This is a genomic window from Brevibacterium sp. SMBL_HHYL_HB1 (assembly GCF_018208375.1).
Classification (GTDB): Bacteria; Actinomycetota; Actinomycetes; order Actinomycetales; family Brevibacteriaceae; genus Brevibacterium; species Brevibacterium intestinavium.
In genome coordinates, this window is record NZ_CP062936.1 from 244530 (window position 1) to 262600 (window position 18071).

The following is an 18071-nucleotide window of genomic DNA, read 5'->3' on the forward strand; positions in this document are numbered from 1 at the left end:
CGCAGCTGTGCCGATTTGCCTCTGGCCGGCCCGCCAGCGGTGTTTACTTCGGAGCGGCCTGCCAGCCGAGGTAGCTGCCCTCGAGCTCGACGACGTGATGTCCGGCGCGGCGCAGCGCGCTGGCGGCCACGGAATTGCGGACACCGCTGCGGCAGAACGTCACGACCGTGCCGTCGTCGGGCAGCTGGTCCTGATTCCACAGCACCCTGCCGGCGCTGAGCTGCTGTGCCCCCGGGATCGTTCCCTCGGCGTATTCCGAGGCGTTGCGGACGTCGAGGAGCAGATCGAAGTTCGTCGAGGTCAGGTCCTCGGGCGAGACCAGTTCGGGCACAACGGTGGGCAGGCCGTCGAGGCCGGTGACGAAACCGGAGACATCGTCGATGCCGACCCGGATGAGATGGTCCCACAGCATCTGTGCGAGTTCACGGTTGTCGGCGAGAACGACGAGCGGCAGATCATCGGACTCGGGGTCATAGGCCCAGCCGGCGTGAGTGGCCGGTTTGTTGAAGAGGGGGACATTGATCGATCCGGGCACGGTTCCACGATGGACCTCGTGCTGGTCGCGGGTGTCGACGAAGACGATGGAGCCGTCCTCGATGTCCTTCTTCACGGCCCCGGCATCGAGCTCGGGCAGGCGGTCGCGGTGTCCGAGGATCGCCGGTCCGTCACGGTTCTGCCGCTTCATCCGCCCGAAGTAGGCGGGAGCGTCGGGCTGTCCGGCCAGGAGCTCGTCGATGAAGCCCTGTTCGTCGTCGTTCGCGACGTAGTGGCTCCACCAGGAGAAGTTCCGTTCGTAGCCGACCGTGGTCGTGGGCACGGCCCCGAGTGCCTTGCCGCAGGCGCTGCCGGACCCGTGGGCCGGGTAGATCTGGACGTAGTCGGGCAGGGCCAGGAGCTTGTCGCGCAGGCTGGCGAACATCTGCTTGGCGCCTTCGTAGCGGGTGTCGACTCCGCCGGCCGCCTCGTCGAGCAGGTCCGGCCGGCCGAGATCGCCGACGAAGACGAAGTCGCCGGTGAACAGGTAGCCGGGCTCATCGGCGGCGGCCCCGTCGGTGAGCTTGAGGCTCAGATGCTCGGGAGTGTGCCCCGGAGTGTGGTCGACGGCGATCGTGAGGTTGCCGATCTCGATGGTGTCACCGTCGTGGAGGCGGCGGCCGTCGAAGCCGTACTGCCAGTCCGCTCCGCCTTCGCCGGAGAGGTGGACGGTGGCTCCGGTCGCCTGTGCCAGCTCCCGGGTGCCGGAGAGGTAGTCGGCGTGGATGTGGGTCTCGGTCACATGCGCGATGCGCATGCCGTTGGCCTCGGCCATGTCGAGGTAGACCTGGACGTCGCGGCGGGGGTCGATGACGATGGCGTCGTTCGTCTGCTGACAGCCGATGAAGTAGCTGGCCTGAGAGAGGTCTTCGTCGTAGATGCGTTCGAGAAGCATGGTGTGTCCTTCTTAAGTGGTCTGACTGCTGTGGAGGGCCGTCGGCAGGGGAAGTCGCCGGCGGTGCGTGGGATCAGGCACGGCCCTTGAGGATGAGGTTCCAGTACATGGCGGGCAGGCCGTAGCGTTTGAGGTACCACATGTCCCGCCGCTCATGGGTGGTGTCGATGAGCGGGATGCTCGGCGCCGGCTGCATGCTGTAGTCGAACTCGGCCAGGAGCATGGTCTTCCGCGAGGTCGTGATCGGGCATGAGGCATAGCCTTCGTAGCGTGCCGTCAGGCGGCGGTGCTCCATGGCGGACAGGAGGTTGTCGACCAGGACCGGAGCCTGCTTCCTGATGGCGGCGCCGGTCTTCGAATTCGGGGTCGAGCCCGCATCGCCGAGGGAGAAGATCTCCGGCCACTGAGTGTGCTGCAGCGTGTTGGGGTCGACGTCGACGTACCCGTTGGGGTCATCGGCCTTCCTCACCGGACTGTCCTTGATCCAATCGGGTGCCGACTGCGGCGGCACGACATGGAGCATGTCGTAGCCGACCTCGTCGCTGGTCCCGGCGGAGTTGTCGGTGATGGTCACCGTCTGAGCGCTCGGGTCGATCTCGGTGACCTCGCTGCTCAGCCTGACGTCGATGCCGTAGCGCTTGACGGCCTTGTCGAGTTCGTTCGAGAACACCTCGACGCCGAACATCGCCGGAGTCGGTAGGACGAGGACGATCCGGATCGCGTCGAGCACACCCTGCTGGCGCCAGTAGTCGGCAGCGAGGTAGGCGATCTTCTGCGGCGCTCCGGCGCATTTGATCGGGCCCGAGGGCATCGTGAAGACAGCGGTTCCCCTGCGCAGGCCCTTGATGAGCTTCCAAGTCTTCGGGGCCAGGTCGAACCGGTAGTTGCTCGACACGTTCGGAGTGTCGATGGCCTCGGCCATGCCGGGGATGCGGTCCCAATCGAGCTGGAGGCCCGGGCTGACGACGAGGTAGTCGTAGCGGATCTCGGCCTCGGAGGCGAGGGTGAGCCTGCGCTCGTCCGGGTGGATCTGTGTGACAGCGTCCTTGATCCAGGCCGCGCCCTGGGGCAGCACCTCGGCCTGCGGTCGCACGCTCTCGCCGCGATCGGCCGCACCGCCGCCGACGAGCGTCCACAGCGGCTGGTAGAAGTGTTCGGTCTGCGGTTCGATGACGGCGACATCGTCCTGACCGGCGTTGCGCAGTCGTGCCGCCACGCTGAGTCCGGCGTTGCCTCCGCCGATGATGACGATCCTATGGTGCATTCCCATGGTCGCTTCCCCCTGAACTGTTGACGACGGTGCCACCGACGAGGTGGTCGGTGCGGGATCCGTAATGTACGTACATTTTTAATGTACGTACATTTGGTGCGTTTGTGAATCCCTGTCGTGAATCGGTTCTGGAACTCGCCCGGGGGAGGGGGGTCAGGGGTAGGAGGTCGAGACGGTGAAGCGGTCGCCGCGGATGATCGTCTGCCGCCATTCGATCGCCCGGTCGTCGATGCGGCCGATGCGTTCGATGAAGAAGGCGGCCGAGCCGGGGTCGCAGGACAGCGCCCGAGCCTGCTCCTGGTCGAGGTTGATCGAGTGCAGGGTCTCATCGCCCGAGGTCAGGGTGAGTCCGCAGCAGCGCTGGAGGGCTTCGTACAGAGCCGTGTTCCTCAGGTCCATGTCGAGGATCCCGTGGGCCTCGGGGCGCAGCCACACCTCGTCCTCGGCCAAGGGCTCCTCGTCGGCATAGCGGGTTCTGGCGATGTGGACGAGTTCGGTGTCTGCGTCGAGGTCGAGCTTCCGTGCCGCCTGCGGCGAAGTCGCCATCTCGGCTGTGTGGATGGTGCTTCGCTGGCTCATCTCTGCCCCTCTGACGGCGGCGAAGAGGCTGTAGATGGGGCCGAAGGCATGCTCGCCCGAGACGTTGACGACCTGGGAGGGCCGCCCCGGTTGGGCGGTGATCGTGCCCTTGCGTCGCAGCGGGGTCAGCGCTGCCCGGATCGTCGAGCGGCTGACGCCGTACTGCTTCGACAGCTCGAGCTCGCCGGGGAAGGCGTCGCTGAAGTCGCCGGAGCGGATTCTGGATTCGAGGTCGTCGCGAACGGCCGCCCACAGCGGCTGGCGGCTGCGCGGCTTTCGGTCGTCGGCCGAGGAGGAGCGTCCAGATGAAATGACCATGTCTCCAGTGTGCCCGACGATGATCGGAGGTTTCTGCTCCGCCTCGGCCGTGGGGCGGCGGGTGGCCCGCTCGAAGTCGATCGCACCCTGCGCTGCCGTCTGCGTCGACGTCGATGGTCTGCGAGAGATTCGATGGTCTGCGTCGGTGCCGATCGAACCCATGTCGATGTGATGACGGTCGTAAAGACTTGCTATGCTTGAGTTCCTGTCCGCCTGCGTGGACGCACTGACAAGGCGATGCGCCGGCGATCCCACTTGCACTGCTTGCAGGCAGGCTGTCGATCTGGAGGAGCCGTACGTGTCGACCACCCCGCAGCGAACGCATGATGAGAGCGCGCAGGGGTGTCGGCCTCAGGGCCTCAGCTCTGCGCAACCTCGTGAGATCGTACTCGAATCACGCGTCGAATGGGTCGATACGGACGCTTCTGGCCACCACCACAACTCAGCCGTGATGAGGTGGGTGGAAGCGGCCGAGGCCGAACTCATCAGGCAGGTCGAGCTCGACGACTACTTCCCGGCCGCCCCGCGCGTGCATCAGAGCATCGACTTCAGGTCCAAAGTGACCTTCGGTCAGCAGGTGAGGACGCGACTGTGGATCGAACGCATCGGGAACACCTCCCTGACCTTCGGCTTCGAGGTGCTGACGGAGCCGAAGTCGGGCCACGGGCAAGCGATCGACGCAGCCTCCGGCGATGCGTTCTGCGCGGCCCGCGGGCAGCTGGTCACCGCGCACGTCGCCCGCGGGGACACGGCAGCGAGCCCCTGGCCGCAGGCCTGGCGCGACGCCCTCATGCCCTATAGTCGACAGAAGGACCAGAACACCAGAGCGCGACCCGAAAGCAGCGAGAGTTGACGATTCCCCGGCCTGAACTGCGGCACCAGGATCTCATCATCACGATCTTCGGAATGTATGCGCGTCCGCCGCGGGAGAGCCTCAAGATCTCCCATCTCGTCCAATTGATGAAGGACCTGGGCTACGACGCCCCAGGAGTGCGATCGGCGATCTCGCGACTCAAGACCAAGGGTATCCTCGACCCCACCCGCGTGGACAGGCAGGCGGCCTATGCGCTCGCGCCGACGATGACGGATACGATCTCCGACGGCGATGTGCGCATCTTCGCCCAGACCCGACCCGACAGCAAGGGCGAATGGGTGCTCGTGACGTTCACGGTGCCCGAATCCCGTCGCTCACTGCGTCACCAGATCCGCTCGTCCCTGACGCGGCTGGGCTTCGGCAATGCCGGCCAGGGCCTGTGGATCGCCCCCGCCGCGAATCTCCACGACGCCGAGGTCGTGCTGCGCCGGAAGGGGCTGATCGAGTACGTCGACTTCTTCGTCGGCGCCTATGTCGACGAAGGCCAGCTGGCCGAGAAGATCGGCCAGTGGTGGGACATCGCCGAACTCAACTCGCGGTTCGACGATTTCATCACCACCTACGCGCCGAACGCCGAGGAGTGGGAGGAGAACCTCCGCACCGCCTCGGCGTCCGAACGCGATGCCTTCCGGCTCTACGTGCCGATGCTCACGATGTGGCGCGAGCTTCCCTACGCCATCCCGCCCCTGCCGCCGGAGTACGTCGGCGAGGACTGGAACGGTCCGCGCAGCCGCGAGATGTTCTACACCGCCCACCAGCGCGTAGCCGCACAGGCGGGGCGGTACGTCGGGCAGGTGCTCGGCGACTGACGCGCCCGGCGGTGAGTGACCACCGCAGAAGGCGGCGAACCGCTGGGGAGGCGGGGCCGCGCCTGCTGCTCAGGCGCGCGATCCATGCTCAGGCGCGTGATTCCGGGATCTCCGCGACGCCCTGGATCTCGATGAGCGCCTCCTTCTGCCACAGGCGCGAAACGCCGATGCCCGCCAGCGCCGGGTAGTCCGAGCCGGCCATCGATCGCCACAGCTTCCCGATCTCGCGACCGTTGGCGAGGTAGTCGTCGACGTCGGTGAGGTAGATCGTCACGCTCACGAGGTCCTGCGGCTGACCGCCCGCCTCGGCGAGCGTGGTGAGTACGTTCGAAAACGCGCGCTCGAACTGTGCGACGATCCCGCCCTCGACGATCTTCATGTCCTTGTCCAGGGCCGTCTGCCCGCCGAGGTAGACGCGCCGACCAGCGCGAACGCCGTGTGCGAAGCCGGAGGGCTTGGCCAGGGTCTCAGGGTTGACGATCGTGTGTTCGGTCGTCTTGGTCAACGTTTCGGTCATGGTGTCCTCCAGTGTCGTTCTGATGTCGTGAGATTCACGATATGTGACGGTCGTAAATATGTCTACATAAAAATTCGCCCAAAACCCTGTTGCCTCCCCGTTGCGCTGTGTTACATTTCATGTTGTTGACGTTCGTCACGGTTCGGGTATACATGAAGTCCCGGGCGTGCCGCCGACAAGTCGCCACCGGCGACATGAGAGACAAGACGACGATGGAATGGTGAGGCGATGAAGCTTGCAACCCTGGTCACGGATGAGACCACCCGAGCCGCGGTGGGCACGGACTCAGGATGGAAGCTCCTGCCGCACACCGACGTCGCCGAACTGCTCGCCGCACCCGATCGGCAGGCCGCAGCCGAATCGGCCCTCGACTCCGCCGAGGAAGTCGTGGCCGCCGACGAGGCCCGGTTCGCCTCGGTCGTGACCGCCCCGCGCAAGATCATCTGCTGCGGACTCAACTACTCCGACCACATCCTCGAGATGGGCCGGGAGCTGCCGAGTCATCCGACGCTGTTCGCGAAATACTCCGACGCCCTCACCGGCTCCAACGAGACGATCTCGGCCGCCGGCAGCCGGGCCGTCGACTGGGAGGCTGAGCTGGCTGTCGTCGTCGGTGCCGAACTCAGCCGCGCCGATGCAGGGGAGGCCGCCTCGGCGATCGCCGGCTACTGCGTGGCCAACGACGTGTCCATGCGCGACTGGCAGAAGCGGACACTGCAGTGGTTCCAGGGAAAGAACTTCACCGCCAGCACTCCGCTGGGCCCCTGGCTGACCACCGCCGACGAATTCGGCGCCGAACCGAGCTTCACCGTCGAGGGGTGGATCAACGACGAGCGCGTCCAACACGGCGACACCGCCACCTTGGTCTTCCCACCGGCCGCACTGCTTTCCTACATCAGCTCCTTCACGACGCTGCGCCCGGGCGACGTCGTGCTCACGGGCACCCCGGGAGGGGTCGGCCAGGGAATGCGGCCGCCGCGCTTCGCCGTCGACGGCGATGTGCTGCGAACCCGCATCGAGGGCCTGGGCACATTGACGAACACGATCACCGACTGATCGACGACCGATCAACGGAACCGACTGAACACCGAAACCGCAACCAGAAGAGAGGACAGCACCATGACACAGCAGACAGTTACCGAGGCCGACAACTCGATCTACGCCGATGACACCGGCCAGGTCGTGCCCGTGGTGACGAAGAAGGGCGAGGAGGACCGCAACACCACCCAGTCGGGTGACTGCGTGCGCATCTCCGGCGTCTCGATCCAGCACACACCGGCGACGAAGATCTGGTACGGCGAGGTCTCGAACGAACCCGGCTACCGTTCCCTGCCGCATCACCATGGCGAGGCCGAAACCGGTGGGCGCATCCTCAAGGGACGCGGCCGCATCTACTTCGGCGAGGACTACAGCGAGTACGTCGATATGGTCGAAGGCGACTGGGTCTTCGTCCCGCCGTACATGCCCCACGTGGAGGCGAACATGTCCACGACCGAGGAACTCGTGTGGATCACGACCCGGACCCCGGAGAACATCGTCGTCAACCTCGACGACGTTCCCGACGAACAGCTCGCAGGCTACCGCCGCGCCTGACCGGCAACGACAGTGAAAGGGTGGGCATGACAGCCGACATCATCACAGATCCGAAGACCTCCTCGACCTTCGCCGAGGCGGTGCAGCTGACCCCGATCGAACCCGTCGACGGACTCGGAGCCGAGGTCGACAGCTTCACCGCAGTTCCCCAGTACGCCCCATGGCCGAAGGCCTACGGCGGGGACATGGTCGCCCAGGCCACGGCCGCGATGATCGCGACCGCAGGTGAGGACCGAGTGATCCATTCGACTCACTCGACGTTCATGCGACCGGTGAATATGCTCGAGCCGGTCCGCTACGACGTCGAGCGCATCCGCGACGGACGCAATTACTCGACCCGGCATGTGCGGGCGGTGCAGAACGGCAAGACCGTGTTCCTGTCCACCGGATCCTTCCAGGTCCCGCAGGCCGGGCTTGACTACCAGCGGGAGGCGGCCGCTGAGCTGCGGGTCGACCCGGATTCCCTGGCCACCGCCGAGGCGGCCTTGGCGGGGGAGTCGAGCCCGGCGGCCGAATACTGGGCCACCGGACGCAGCTTCGACATGCGCCACATCCCCGGTCCGGTCTACCTCGGTCCGGCCGAGACCGGATCCGGGCCCGCTTCGGCGACCGTGACGCAGGCGGTCTGGCTCAAGGCGTTCACCCCGCTGCCGGAGCAGGCGAGCGAGCGTGAGACCGCTGATCTCCATCGTGTGGGACTGAGCTACGTCTGCGACTACACGATCCTCGAGCCGCTCCTGCGCGCCCAGGGACTGTCGTGGTCGAGCCAGGGGTTGGCCACGGCCAGCCTCGACCATGCGATGTGGTTCCACCGGGCCGTCGACGTCAATGACTGGATCCTCTACGCCCAGGAAGCCGAATCGCTGCAGTCCTCCCGCGGACTCGCCCTCGGACGCTTCTTCGACCGCTCCGGCCGCCTGCTGGCGACCGTCGCACAGGAGGGGATGATCGCCCATCGCCCATAAGCATGATCCCACCGGTGCGCCGCCGCACCGCTGATCACCACACGAGAGGACACACAGACATGGAACTGTCTCCCACCGGGCACCTCGACACCTTCGCCCGTGACAATCTTCCGCCCGACGACCAGTGGCCGGTCCTGGAATTCACCAACGACGATGTCGTCTACCCCGATCGCCTCAACGCGGCCACGGCGCTCATCGACGAGCCCACTGCCCGCCTGGGGCCCGACCGGCTCGCCCTGACGACCCCCGAAGGGCAGCGCTGGACCTACGGTCAGCTGCTCGAGCGTGCCAATCAGGTCGCTCGTGTGCTCGTCGACGACCACGGTCTGGTCCCGGGCAACCGGGTGTTGCTGCGGGCACCGAACAACCCCTGGCTCGTCGCGGCCTGGCTCGGGACGCTCAAGGCCGGAGGGGTGGTCGTGACGACGATGCCGTTGCTGCGAGAGGCAGAGGTCGACAAGCTCATCGAGCTGACGAAACCGACTGTCGCGATCACCGATCACCGGTTCATCGACGACATCGTCACACCCGCCCGGGCGCACGGGGTCTCCCTCATCGCCTATGGCGGTGAGAGGGACGAGGATCTGACGCGGACCACGGCGACGAAGCAGACGACCTTCGACGATGTCGCCACAGCCGCCGACGACGTCGCTCTGCTCTGCCCCACCTCCGGGACCACCGGCGCGCCCAAGGTGACGATGCACTTCCACCGCGACATCCTCATCATTGCCGACACCTTCGCGCGCCACATCCTCAAGATCCGCCCCGATGACGTGTGCACCTGCTCGGCCCCACTGGCATTCACCTTCGGCCTCGGCGCTCTCGTCGTCTTCCCTCTCTACTTCGGTGCCGCCTCGCTCATGGTCGAGAAGGCCGCACCCATCGCTCTGGCCGAATATGCCGCCGCCGCGGGTGTGACGGTCTTCTACACCGCTCCGACCGCCTACCGGGTGATCGTCAAGGAGGGACGGGCAGACCTGCTGGCCGATGTGCGACTGGCTGTCTCCGCCGGTGAGCACCTGCCGCAGCAGACCCGCGATGCGGTCTACGAGGCCACCGGTCTCAGACTCATCGACGGCATCGGCGGAACCGAGATGCTCCACGTGTTCATCTCCGCGGCCGGAGACGACATCAGACCCGGTGCGGTGGGTCGGCCGGTTCCCGGGTTCCGGGCCGTCATCCTCGATGAGGACGGCAATGAGCTCGGCGACAACGAACCGGGCCGCCTGGCCGTGCGCGGACCGCTGGGGTGCCGTTACCTCAACGACATCCGCCAGGGAGACTACGTCATCAACGGGTGGAACGTCACCGGCGACACCTTCTACCGCGACGAGGACGGCTACTTCGTCTACCAGTCCCGCAGCGACAACATGATCGTGTCCTCGGGTTACAACATCGGCGCCCCCGAGGTCGAGACCGCGATCAACGAACACCCAGATGTGCTCGAAAGCGCCGTCGTCGCCAAACCCGATGAAACCCGAGGCTCGCTGGTCACGGCCTTCATCGTCGTCCGCGAGGGCGTCGAAGCCGGGCCGGCGAAGGTCAAGGAGATCCAGGACTTCGTCAAGACGCAGATCGCACCGTACAAGTACCCGCGTGAGATCCGCTTCGTCGACGAGTTGCCGAAGAATCCCAGCGGCAAGCTCCAGCACTACAGACTCCGCGACCAGCTCAGACAGGAAACCCAGCAGCGCACCCCCGAGGCGGTCTGAGCCGGACAGCCCTGCGGGGACGATTCGCTGCGAACCATGCGAGTTCGGCACTGGTCGCTGACCGCCGGCTGCCGAGAACAACACAGTAAGGACACATGATATGAAGATCGCCGTCGTCGGAGGCGGGCCGGGAGGCCTCTATTTCTCCGCACTCGTCAAACAGCTGCGACCCGAAGTCGACATCACCGTCTGGGAGCAGAACGCGGCCTCCGACACCTTCGGGTTCGGTGTCGTGTTCTCCGATGAGACCCTCGGCGGGATCGGCAATGCCGACCCCGTGGTTGCCGACTACATGGAGCAGCACTTCGCCCGCTGGGCCGATATCGATATCCACTACCGCGGTGAGCAGATCACGGTCGGCGGTCAGGGATTCGCCGCGATGTACCGCAAGGAGCTGCTTGAGATGCTCCAGCGGCGCACCCGGGAAGTCGGCGTCGACGTCCGCTTCAGCACGCGCGCCCCGGATGTGAATGAGCTCTCCGCTGACTACGACCTCGTCGTGGCCGCCGACGGACTCAACTCCCGCATCCGCAGCACCTTCGCAGACAGCTTCGGTCCGTCTCTCGACCAGCGCCCCAACAAGTACATCTGGCTGGGCACGAGCGAGGTCTTCGAAGCCTTCAAGTTCTTCATCAAGGAGACCGAGCACGGAGTCATGCAGGTCCACGGCTACCCGTTCTCCGACTGGGGATCGACCTTCATCGTCGAGATGACCGAGGACGTCTGGCGTCGGGCCGGGTTCGATAGGACGGAGAACGAGGTCTTCCGCCCCGGCGTCAACGACGAGTACGCGGTCGACCGGATCCGTGAGATCTTCGCCGAGGAACTGGCCGGCTACGAGCTGATGACGAACAACTCGAAGTGGATCAACTTCACCACCGTACGCAACGACAGTTGGGTCCACGACAACATCGTCCTCCTCGGCGACGCCGCCCACTCGGCTCACTTCTCCATCGGCTCGGGCACCAAGCTGGCCATGGAGGACGCCCTGGCGCTGGCCGCCTGCCTGTTCGAGAACGAGGACCTGCCCACGGCACTGGAGGCCTACGAGACCGAGCGGCGCCCGGTCGTCGAATCCACCCAGCGAGCCGCACAGGCCTCCCTGGACTGGTTCGAGAACATCGGCATGTACGTCGGTCAGGACCCTGTGCCGTTCGCCTTCAACCTGCTCACCCGCTCCCGCCGCATCACTCAGGAGAACCTGCGCCTGCGCGACCCAGAGTTCGCCCGTCGGGTCGAGGAGCACTTCGCTTCGGCGCAGGGGCTCGCCGAAACTGCCCCGGCGATGTTCCAGCCCTACCGCCTCGGCGAGGTGGAGCTGGCCAATCGGATCATCGTGTCGCCGATGAACATGTATTCGGCCGGCGACGACGGTGTGCCCACGGACTTCCACCTCGCCCACCTGGGGTCGAAGGCGATGGGCGGGGCCGGGCTCGTCATGGCCGAGATGACCGCCGTGTCCCGGGCCGGGAGGATCACTCCGGCCTGCGTCGGGCTGTTCACGCCCGAGCAGGTGACCGGATGGAAGCGGATCACCGATTTCGTCCACGAGACGACGAAGGCGAAGATCGGCGTGCAGCTCGGTCATGCCGGTCGCAAGGGTTCGACGAAGAGGATGTGGGAGGGCATCGATCAGCCGCTGGAATCGGGCAACTGGGACATCGTGTCCGCCTCGGCGCTGCCCTATGCGCCGGCGAACGCGGTCCCGACCGAGCTCGACCGGGCCGGGATGGAGGCGATCATCGCCGACTACGTGCAGGCGACGGCCAACGCCGCCGAAGCCGGGTTCGACGTCCTCGAACTCCACGTCGCGCACGGCTATCTGCTCTCGACGTTCCTATCACCGGTGGCGAACCGACGCACGGACGAATACGGGGGAACGATCGAGAACCGGCTGCGGTTCCCGCTCGAAGTCTTCGACGCCGTGAAGCGGGCCTGGCCCGAGGACCGGGCTCTCACGGTGCGCATCTCGGCCACCGACTGGGTCGAGGGCGGGACCACCATCGACGACGCGGTCGTCATCTCCCAGGCCTTCGTCGACCACGGTGTCGACGGCATCGACGTCTCGACCGGTCAGGTCTCCTCGGAGGAGAAGCCGGCCTACGGACGCTCGTACCAGACCCCGTACGCCGATCGAATCAAGCAGGACGTGGCCGGGCCGGCCGGCGTCGCCGTCATCGCCGTGGGTGCGATCTCGTCGTTCGACGATGCGAACTCGATCCTGTTGGCCAATCGCGCCGATCTCATCGCGGTCGGCAGGACCCACCTGTACAACCCGAACTGGACGCTGCAGGCCGCTGCTGAACTCGAGTACCAGGGTGAGGGCGCCGAATGGCTCAACCAGTTCCGGGCCGGCCGCCGGAAGCCGCCGACCTCGCGCACCGACGCCGTGCGACCGCGCCTGTCGCTGCTGCGTGAGGACGAGTCCGTCGAAGATCCGCACCTGCGGTGGATACCTGCGACGCGAACTCAGCCGTCGGTGGAGTCGAGTGCTGCGACGGAGAAGAGGGTCGCGGTCAAAATGTGACCCGAGCCGGCAGCGGCGGCCTGCGGCCGTATGGTTTAGTGAGACAGGTTCTAAGGAGCACTCACAATCGTGACCACCAGTAGGAAGAAGTACACCCAGAAGTTCAAGGATGATGCCGTCGAGCTCTTCCTGACCTCGGATCGACCGATCGTCCAGGTCGCGGAGTCCGTTGGTGTCAAGGCCGGAACGTTGGGCAACTGGATCAAGAAGTACCGGGCTGAGCATCCGGAGAAATTCGCCACCGAGGAGCCGGATTCGGTGCCCTGGGCCGAGCATCAGGCAGTCGTGGCCGAGAACGCACGTTTGAAGCAGGAGAACGAGTTCCTGGGAAAAGTCAGCCTAGATTCAAATCGTCAAGGCAACACCGTGTCTTTCCTCGCTGAGTCGTCGTGTTGTGCTTCGAGTGGGGTGCGGAAGCCCAAGCATTTACGCGGGCGAGTGTTGAGCTCGTGAGCGATCGCGTCGAGGTCTGACTGTTCGTAGGTCCCGAGGTCAGTCTTCTTCGGTAAGTACTGTCGCGTCAGCCCGTTGCTATTCTCGTTCGTCCCTCGCTGCCAAGGGCTACGGGGATCGGCGGAGAACACGTCGACTCCCGTGTGCTCGGTAATAGATCCATGCTCGGCTAACTCCATCCCTCGATCCCATGTCAGCGTGTTCCACGGCACTCGGTGCCTGCGGTGGTTGTTGACTCGAGCGATGAGACGTTCTTTGACGCAGCCAGCCTCGCGACTATCGGTGGCAACGAGGTCGATGACTCGGGTGGCACGATCGACGAGAGTCGCGACCTGGGTGGTGTTCGCCCCGAGAATCAGGTCTCCTTCCCAATGGCCGTTTTCACACCGGTCGTCAGCTTCCTGGGGTCGGTCGACGATCGGACGGGCGTTCTTGATCGTTGACCTCCATTGCCCACGGGTGGTGTAGTGCTTGCCATGCCGGATGGGACGACGTCTGCGCAGGTGATGATGAATGTGATGAGGCAGGATCTTTTTCACGGAATTGAGGTAGATGCTGCGATAGATCGCCTCTGGGCTGATATGCATTCGCTGATTGTCCGGATAGTCTCGGCGCAAGCGCCCACTGATCTGTTCTGGTGACCAACAATGTCCAAGTCGGGCAGACACGTAGTTACACAGTGGCGGGTTCTTCTGTAGCCTCAACCGTTGCGGTCGGGCCCGGCGTCGTTGGGCACGATCATTGGCATCAACGGCTCGATAAGCGTGATGGCCCTTGTTGCGGCGGATCTCTCGGCTGATCGTCGATGATGCCCGCCGCAGACGCATAGCGATGGTCCGTAGAGAGTCACCGGCTGCGATTCCGCGGGAGATTTCTTCGCGTTCGGTGAGTTTCAACTCTGCCCGGCCAGGCCGTGGGGCTGGGTGGTAGATGCCGCCGCGGGGCTTGAGAATGGAAAAGACTGATCCCGGTGGTACTCCGACACAGCGTGCGATATGGCTGAAGGAGTTACCGTCCTTCCACAGATCCCAGACTCTGCGGCGTTCGTGTTCGGGCAGTCCTGGGCGTCCGATCTTGACCACGTGCGCCTCCATTCTTTCGGGGTGTTGCACTCACGGTTTGAGTCTAGGAGCGCCTTCTTTGCAGCGAAGCGACAGTAGAGGATCTCTACGAGTTCATCGACGCAGAGAGGGCTACCTATTCGATCGTGATGATGTGCAAGGCTCTCGGGGTTGTCCGCGCATCGTTCTACCGTTGGCTGAAGCGCAAGGAGGCGGGTCCCACACAACGCGATGCACGGCATCAAGAGCTGGTCGCGGTCATCAAGGCCAAAGTGAAGGCGACGAAGGGTATGGCCGGGCGGCAGGCACTGACGGTGCTGCTGAACGACGACGGTGTGAAGGTATCGGAGTCCACAGTCGGAGCGATCATGCGTGCTCATGGCCTGCAGGCCAAACGGTTACGGGCGTTCACAACCACGACGGTCCAGGACCCGCAGGCGAACACGGCCCATATCGTCAATCACATGCTCGACGCCGACGGGAACCGGGACTTCTCCTCGCAGGCTCCCGGGACGCGGTTGTGCGGGGATATCACCTACCTGCGTACGGGTGAGGGGTGGCTGTATCTGGCCACGGTCCTCGACTTGTGCACGGGCATGGTCATCGGGTGGTCGATGGCCGATCACATGCGCTCGTCCCTGGTGATCGATGCCATGGAAATGGCCCGTGATCACGGGTACATGTGCTCTGACCAGGTCGTATATCACACCGACAGGGGTGCACAGTACACGTCGGCGAGGTTTCAGGCGTGGTGTGTCGGCAACGGGGTCACACAGTCGATGGGCAAGGTCGGGGTGTGTTGGGATAACGCGGTCGCGGAGAATTTTTTCTCGCATCTGAAGACCGAGTTCTACCATCACGAGTCCTTCAGCACGCGGCTGGAGGCCAGGACTGCGGTGATGGAGTACATCGAGGTTTGGTACAACCGGAAGCGCCCCAATGCGCGGGCGGGGTTCTGTGCCCCAGCAGTGGCGTGGGCGCAGTATCAGGAAGGCGACCGGACCTACCTGGCAGCATAAAATTTAGTATTCAATTGTCTCAAAAACTTGACGAGCGCAGTACACCCGTCTTCGATGAGTCTAACCTCGTGTCGGCGGCCGGTCTGGCACCAGTGCTCGATCTTGCCGAGCAAGCCGGATTGAGCCAGTCGCTGTCCGCGATGACCGTGGCATCACAGAACCCTGTGGTGAAGTGGCGGACACTGATCGTGGGAATGCTGGCAGGAGCCGATTCCATCGATGATCTCGACCTGTTACGGGCTGGAACCACACCGAGTCTGCCCGTATGCGGGACGTCGAATTCCCATGCCGGAAGCTCGCTCCTCAGGCGGCGGATCAGTCGAACGAAGTGATGACTACTCGGTTGACCTGCGGGTCCTTGAGCTTTTCATATCCTTCGTTGACTTCACTCAGCGAGATCTCCGCCGAGACAAGATCGTCGAGATTGAGGCGACCCTGCAGGTACAAGTCTGACAGGACACGGATATCGCGTTTGGGCACACCCGAGCCCATGAAGACGCCCTGAATTCCCTTGCGATCGAAGGTGTTCGCGAGGTTGTGCGTTTCGATGACGGCATCCGGACCGGCCATGCTGATCTGGTAGAGCACATCACCGCGGTCCAGCATGTCGTAGCCCTGCCGTGCGGTGGCAGTGGCACCGACGAAGTCGAACACCGCACTGACGCCGAAGCCGTCGGTGAGGTTCTTGACCTCGGCGACGGGATCGGTCTGCGAGGAATTGATGACGTGGGTGGCTCCGAACGACTTGGCGGTCTCGAGCGTGGCGTCGTTGAGGTCGGACACGATGATCTGGGCGGCCCCGGCGATCACGGCACCGCTGATCGCGTTGAGGCCGACACCGCCTGCTCCGATGATTGCAATGGAGTCTCCGCGTTTGACCTCGGCGGCATTGAGGACGGCTCCCGTTCCGGTCACGACCCCGCATCCGAGGATCGCAGCCTGCGCGAACGGCATCTCCTCTGGAATCTTGACCAGCATGTTCTCGTGAACGAGAGCGTCCTGCGCGAATCCGCCGAGCGCCATGCCCTGAGTCAGCGCCTTGCCCTCGGCATCCTTGAGCCGAGGGCTCGCCTCCTCGCCGCGCACGGTCTCGGCCGGATTGCGGCACAGCCCGACATCGCCGGACAGGCACTTCTCGCACTTGCCGCAGAACTGGACCAGGCAGCCTGCGACGTGGTCGCCGACCTCGAACTGGGTGACATTCGGTCCCAGAGCCGTGACGACGCCCGAGATCTCGTGGCCGAGCACGGCCGGTGGCGGATAGTTCACCTCGGCCCGCATCTCCATCAGATCGCTTCCGCACAGACCCGAGGCTCTCAGCTCGACGCGGACCTCATTGCCCTCGGGATCTGCGATCTCGATGTCCTCGGGGACCCAGCCTCCGCCGAGTTCTCGGACGACCATTGCCTTCATTGACTTCTCCTTGCTCTTCGTGTGTGACGTGTGCTCGTGCTTCATTCGGCGGGTGTCGAAGAAGCCGTGTCTCAGCCGACGATGACGTGGGGCTGTGCGAGCTGTTTGAGCCCGTGGACTCCGAATTCGAGGCCGTAGCCCGACTGCTTGGCTCCGCCGAAGGGGATGCGAGGATCGACCCCGCCGTGGCTGTTGATCCAGGTGGTGCCGGCTTCGAGTCGAGCTGCGACGGCGGCAGCGGCGTTTCGGTCGGTGCCCCAGACGGACGAGCCCAGCCCGGTCTCCAGACTGTTGGCCATCCGGACGGCCTCGTCCACATCGGAGTACTTCACCAGCGGCAGGGCAGGTCCGAACTGCTCCTCGACGACGAGCGGATTCTGCGGATCGATATCGGCCACCAGGGTGGTGGGATAGAAGTACCCGGTGGCGTCCCGGTCGGGGTCACCGCCGAGGAGGATGCGGGCACCGGCGTTCTTGGCCGACTCGACGAGTCCGTCGACGATGTCGAACTGCGCCTCATTCTGCAGGGGACCGAGCTCATTGGTCTCGTCGAGCCCGATGCCCATCGGAACGGAGGCGGCGAACTCCGTGAGTGCCTCGCAGACCGCGTCGTAGATGTCGGCATGGACGTAGAGCCGTTTGAGGGCTGCACAGGTCTGACCCGTGTTGATGAATGCGCCCCAGAACAGTCCCTCGGCGATCGCCTTCGGATCGGCGTCGGGCAGCACGATCCCCGCATCGTTGCCGCCGAGCTCCATCGTGATGCGTTTGACCGTGTCGGCGGAGGACCTGATGATCGACTTGCCGGTCGGCGTCGAACCCGTGAACATGATCTTGGCGACGTCGGGATGCGTCGACAGCGCTTCGCCCAGACCGCCGCGTCCGGCCACGACCTGAAGGACACCGGTCGGCAGGACCGTGTTGAGCACCTCGGCGAGGGCGAGCACCGACAGCGGAGTGTACGAGGACGGCTTCATGACCACCGCATTGCCCATGCGCAGTGCCGGCGCCAGCTGCCAGACGCTGATCATCATCGGCCAGTTCCACGGTCCGATTGCACCGACGACGCCCAGCGGCCGATAGTGCAGCTGCGCAAACGTCTGTCCGTCATCGACGACGGTCTCGGGCTCGAGATCGAAGTCGGCGGTCGCGCGCAGCCAGCTGGCGCAGGCGCCGACCTCGAAGCGAGCGTTCGGGCCGTTCAGCGGTTTGCCCTGCTCGCGGGAGAGCAGCACGGCCAGAGCCTCGGCGTTGGCTTCGACAGCGTCCGCGGCTCGGTTGAGGAGACGGCGTCGTTCGGCATCGCCGAGGTCAGCCCAATCGCGCTGAGCGCTGACAGCCGTCGCGACTGCCGCATCGAGTTCGGGTCGCCCCGGCTGTCCGACTTGTCCGACCAACTCGCCGGTGGCCGGGTCCAGGATGTCCCGGCCACCGGATTCCGGTTGGATCGCAGTCAGCAGAGACTCGGTCGTGAATCGTGTGGTCGTGTCCGCTGTGGTCATTCATGCTCCTCAAGGTGCTTGACTCTCGTA

General features: G+C 64.9%; 16 protein-coding genes. 10 read left to right on the top strand and 6 right to left on the bottom strand.

What is annotated here, in order from left to right:
* Window positions 1-43: 43 nt before the first annotated feature.
* The 3 genes from IG171_RS01140 to IG171_RS01150 form a co-directional block, all read right to left on the bottom strand.
* Window positions 44-1429: an MBL fold metallo-hydrolase gene (locus IG171_RS01140; protein ID WP_212129225.1), complete on the bottom strand. Its 1386-nt coding sequence runs from the start codon at window positions 1427-1429 to the stop codon at window positions 44-46.
* Between the two features lie 73 nt (window positions 1430-1502).
* Window positions 1503-2699, bottom strand: a complete 1197-nt coding sequence (locus tag IG171_RS01145) for an FAD/NAD(P)-binding oxidoreductase (RefSeq protein WP_212129227.1) — start codon at window positions 2697-2699, stop codon at window positions 1503-1505.
* A 153-nt stretch (window positions 2700-2852) separates the two neighbouring features.
* Complete coding sequence (locus IG171_RS01150; RefSeq protein ID WP_249203909.1) at window positions 2853-3758, bottom strand: GntR family transcriptional regulator; 906 nt, start codon at window positions 3756-3758, stop codon at window positions 2853-2855.
* A gap of 289 nt (window positions 3759-4047) precedes the next feature.
* Here IG171_RS01150 and IG171_RS18925 point away from each other — a divergent pair, with 289 nt between their 5' ends.
* Together IG171_RS18925 and IG171_RS01160 are read left to right on the top strand one after the other, a co-directional pair.
* On the top strand, window positions 4048-4449 hold the full coding sequence (locus tag IG171_RS18925) for a hotdog domain-containing protein (protein WP_249204370.1): 402 nt from the start codon (window positions 4048-4050) through the stop codon (window positions 4447-4449).
* Window positions 4446-5279 (top strand): PaaX family transcriptional regulator C-terminal domain-containing protein, encoded by an 834-nt coding sequence (locus IG171_RS01160; protein WP_212129230.1) that lies wholly within the window; start codon window positions 4446-4448, stop codon window positions 5277-5279. Before IG171_RS18925 ends, IG171_RS01160 begins: the two co-directional genes overlap by 4 nt.
* Before the next feature lie 88 nt (window positions 5280-5367).
* On the opposite strand, the gene IG171_RS01165 is transcribed toward IG171_RS01160, so the two are convergent.
* Complete coding sequence (locus IG171_RS01165; RefSeq protein ID WP_212129231.1) at window positions 5368-5796, bottom strand: RidA family protein; 429 nt, start codon at window positions 5794-5796, stop codon at window positions 5368-5370.
* Between the two features lie 228 nt (window positions 5797-6024).
* Between IG171_RS01165 and IG171_RS01170 the strand changes: the two genes are divergently transcribed.
* The 8 genes from IG171_RS01170 to IG171_RS01205 all read left to right on the top strand — a co-directional run bounded on the left by IG171_RS01170 (window position 6025) and on the right by IG171_RS01205 (window position 15126).
* On the top strand, window positions 6025-6852 hold the full coding sequence (locus IG171_RS01170) for a fumarylacetoacetate hydrolase family protein (RefSeq protein WP_212129232.1): 828 nt from the start codon (window positions 6025-6027) through the stop codon (window positions 6850-6852).
* 63 nt (window positions 6853-6915) lie between these two features.
* Window positions 6916-7389, top strand: coding sequence for a cupin domain-containing protein (locus IG171_RS01175; RefSeq protein ID WP_212129233.1), 474 nt, complete (start codon window positions 6916-6918; stop codon window positions 7387-7389).
* Window positions 7390-7415: 26 nt separating this feature from the next.
* Window positions 7416-8354 (top strand): acyl-CoA thioesterase domain-containing protein, encoded by a 939-nt coding sequence (locus tag IG171_RS01180; protein ID WP_212129234.1) that lies wholly within the window; start codon window positions 7416-7418, stop codon window positions 8352-8354.
* Window positions 8355-8413: 59 nt separating this feature from the next.
* Window positions 8414-10066: an AMP-binding protein gene (locus IG171_RS01185; RefSeq protein ID WP_212129235.1), complete on the top strand. Its 1653-nt coding sequence runs from the start codon at window positions 8414-8416 to the stop codon at window positions 10064-10066.
* Window positions 10067-10166: 100 nt separating this feature from the next.
* Complete coding sequence (locus IG171_RS01190) at window positions 10167-12593, top strand: bifunctional salicylyl-CoA 5-hydroxylase/oxidoreductase (protein ID WP_212129236.1); 2427 nt, start codon at window positions 10167-10169, stop codon at window positions 12591-12593.
* A gap of 69 nt (window positions 12594-12662) precedes the next feature.
* Window positions 12663-13046 carry a transposase gene (locus IG171_RS01195; protein WP_212129238.1) on the top strand — a complete coding sequence of 128 codons (384 nt, stop codon included), beginning with the start codon at window positions 12663-12665 and terminating at the stop codon, window positions 13044-13046.
* A 224-nt stretch (window positions 13047-13270) separates the two neighbouring features.
* A complete protein-coding gene (locus tag IG171_RS18930; RefSeq protein ID WP_249203910.1) occupies window positions 13271-13489 on the top strand; it encodes a hypothetical protein in 219 nt (72 codons plus the stop codon).
* Window positions 13490-14256: 767 nt separating this feature from the next.
* Window positions 14257-15126: an IS3 family transposase gene (locus tag IG171_RS01205; RefSeq protein WP_249203913.1), complete on the top strand. Its 870-nt coding sequence runs from the start codon at window positions 14257-14259 to the stop codon at window positions 15124-15126.
* 315 nt (window positions 15127-15441) lie between these two features.
* Here the strand turns inward: IG171_RS01205 and IG171_RS01210 are convergent, their stop codons facing one another.
* Both IG171_RS01210 and IG171_RS01215 read right to left on the bottom strand, forming a co-directional pair.
* Complete coding sequence (locus tag IG171_RS01210) at window positions 15442-16539, bottom strand: Zn-dependent alcohol dehydrogenase (protein WP_212129242.1); 1098 nt, start codon at window positions 16537-16539, stop codon at window positions 15442-15444.
* A 71-nt stretch (window positions 16540-16610) separates the two neighbouring features.
* Window positions 16611-18041 (bottom strand): aldehyde dehydrogenase family protein, encoded by a 1431-nt coding sequence (locus IG171_RS01215; RefSeq protein WP_212129244.1) that lies wholly within the window; start codon window positions 18039-18041, stop codon window positions 16611-16613.
* Window positions 18042-18071 lie beyond the last annotated feature (30 nt).

Excerpts from the sequence above, each read along its gene's own strand:
- IG171_RS01140 (WP_212129225.1), bottom strand. The coding sequence starts at position 1,429 with ATGCTTCTCGAACGCATCTACGACGAAGACCTCTCTCAGGCCAGCTAC.
- IG171_RS01145 (WP_212129227.1), bottom strand. The coding sequence starts at position 2,699 with ATGGGAATGCACCATAGGATCGTCATCATCGGCGGAGGCAACGCCGGA.
- IG171_RS01150 (WP_249203909.1), bottom strand. The coding sequence starts at position 3,758 with ATGGGTTCGATCGGCACCGACGCAGACCATCGAATCTCTCGCAGACCA.
- IG171_RS18925 (WP_249204370.1), top strand. The coding sequence starts at position 4,048 with ATGAGGTGGGTGGAAGCGGCCGAGGCCGAACTCATCAGGCAGGTCGAG.
- IG171_RS01165 (WP_212129231.1), bottom strand. The coding sequence starts at position 5,796 with ATGACCGAAACGTTGACCAAGACGACCGAACACACGATCGTCAACCCT.
- IG171_RS01170 (WP_212129232.1), top strand. The coding sequence starts at position 6,025 with ATGAAGCTTGCAACCCTGGTCACGGATGAGACCACCCGAGCCGCGGTG.
- IG171_RS01175 (WP_212129233.1), top strand. The coding sequence starts at position 6,916 with ATGACACAGCAGACAGTTACCGAGGCCGACAACTCGATCTACGCCGAT.
- IG171_RS01180 (WP_212129234.1), top strand. The coding sequence starts at position 7,416 with ATGACAGCCGACATCATCACAGATCCGAAGACCTCCTCGACCTTCGCC.
- IG171_RS01185 (WP_212129235.1), top strand. The coding sequence starts at position 8,414 with ATGGAACTGTCTCCCACCGGGCACCTCGACACCTTCGCCCGTGACAAT.
- IG171_RS01190 (WP_212129236.1), top strand. The coding sequence starts at position 10,167 with ATGAAGATCGCCGTCGTCGGAGGCGGGCCGGGAGGCCTCTATTTCTCC.
- IG171_RS01205 (WP_249203913.1), top strand. The coding sequence starts at position 14,257 with ATGATGTGCAAGGCTCTCGGGGTTGTCCGCGCATCGTTCTACCGTTGG.
- IG171_RS01210 (WP_212129242.1), bottom strand. The coding sequence starts at position 16,539 with ATGAAGGCAATGGTCGTCCGAGAACTCGGCGGAGGCTGGGTCCCCGAG.
- IG171_RS01215 (WP_212129244.1), bottom strand. The coding sequence starts at position 18,041 with ATGACCACAGCGGACACGACCACACGATTCACGACCGAGTCTCTGCTG.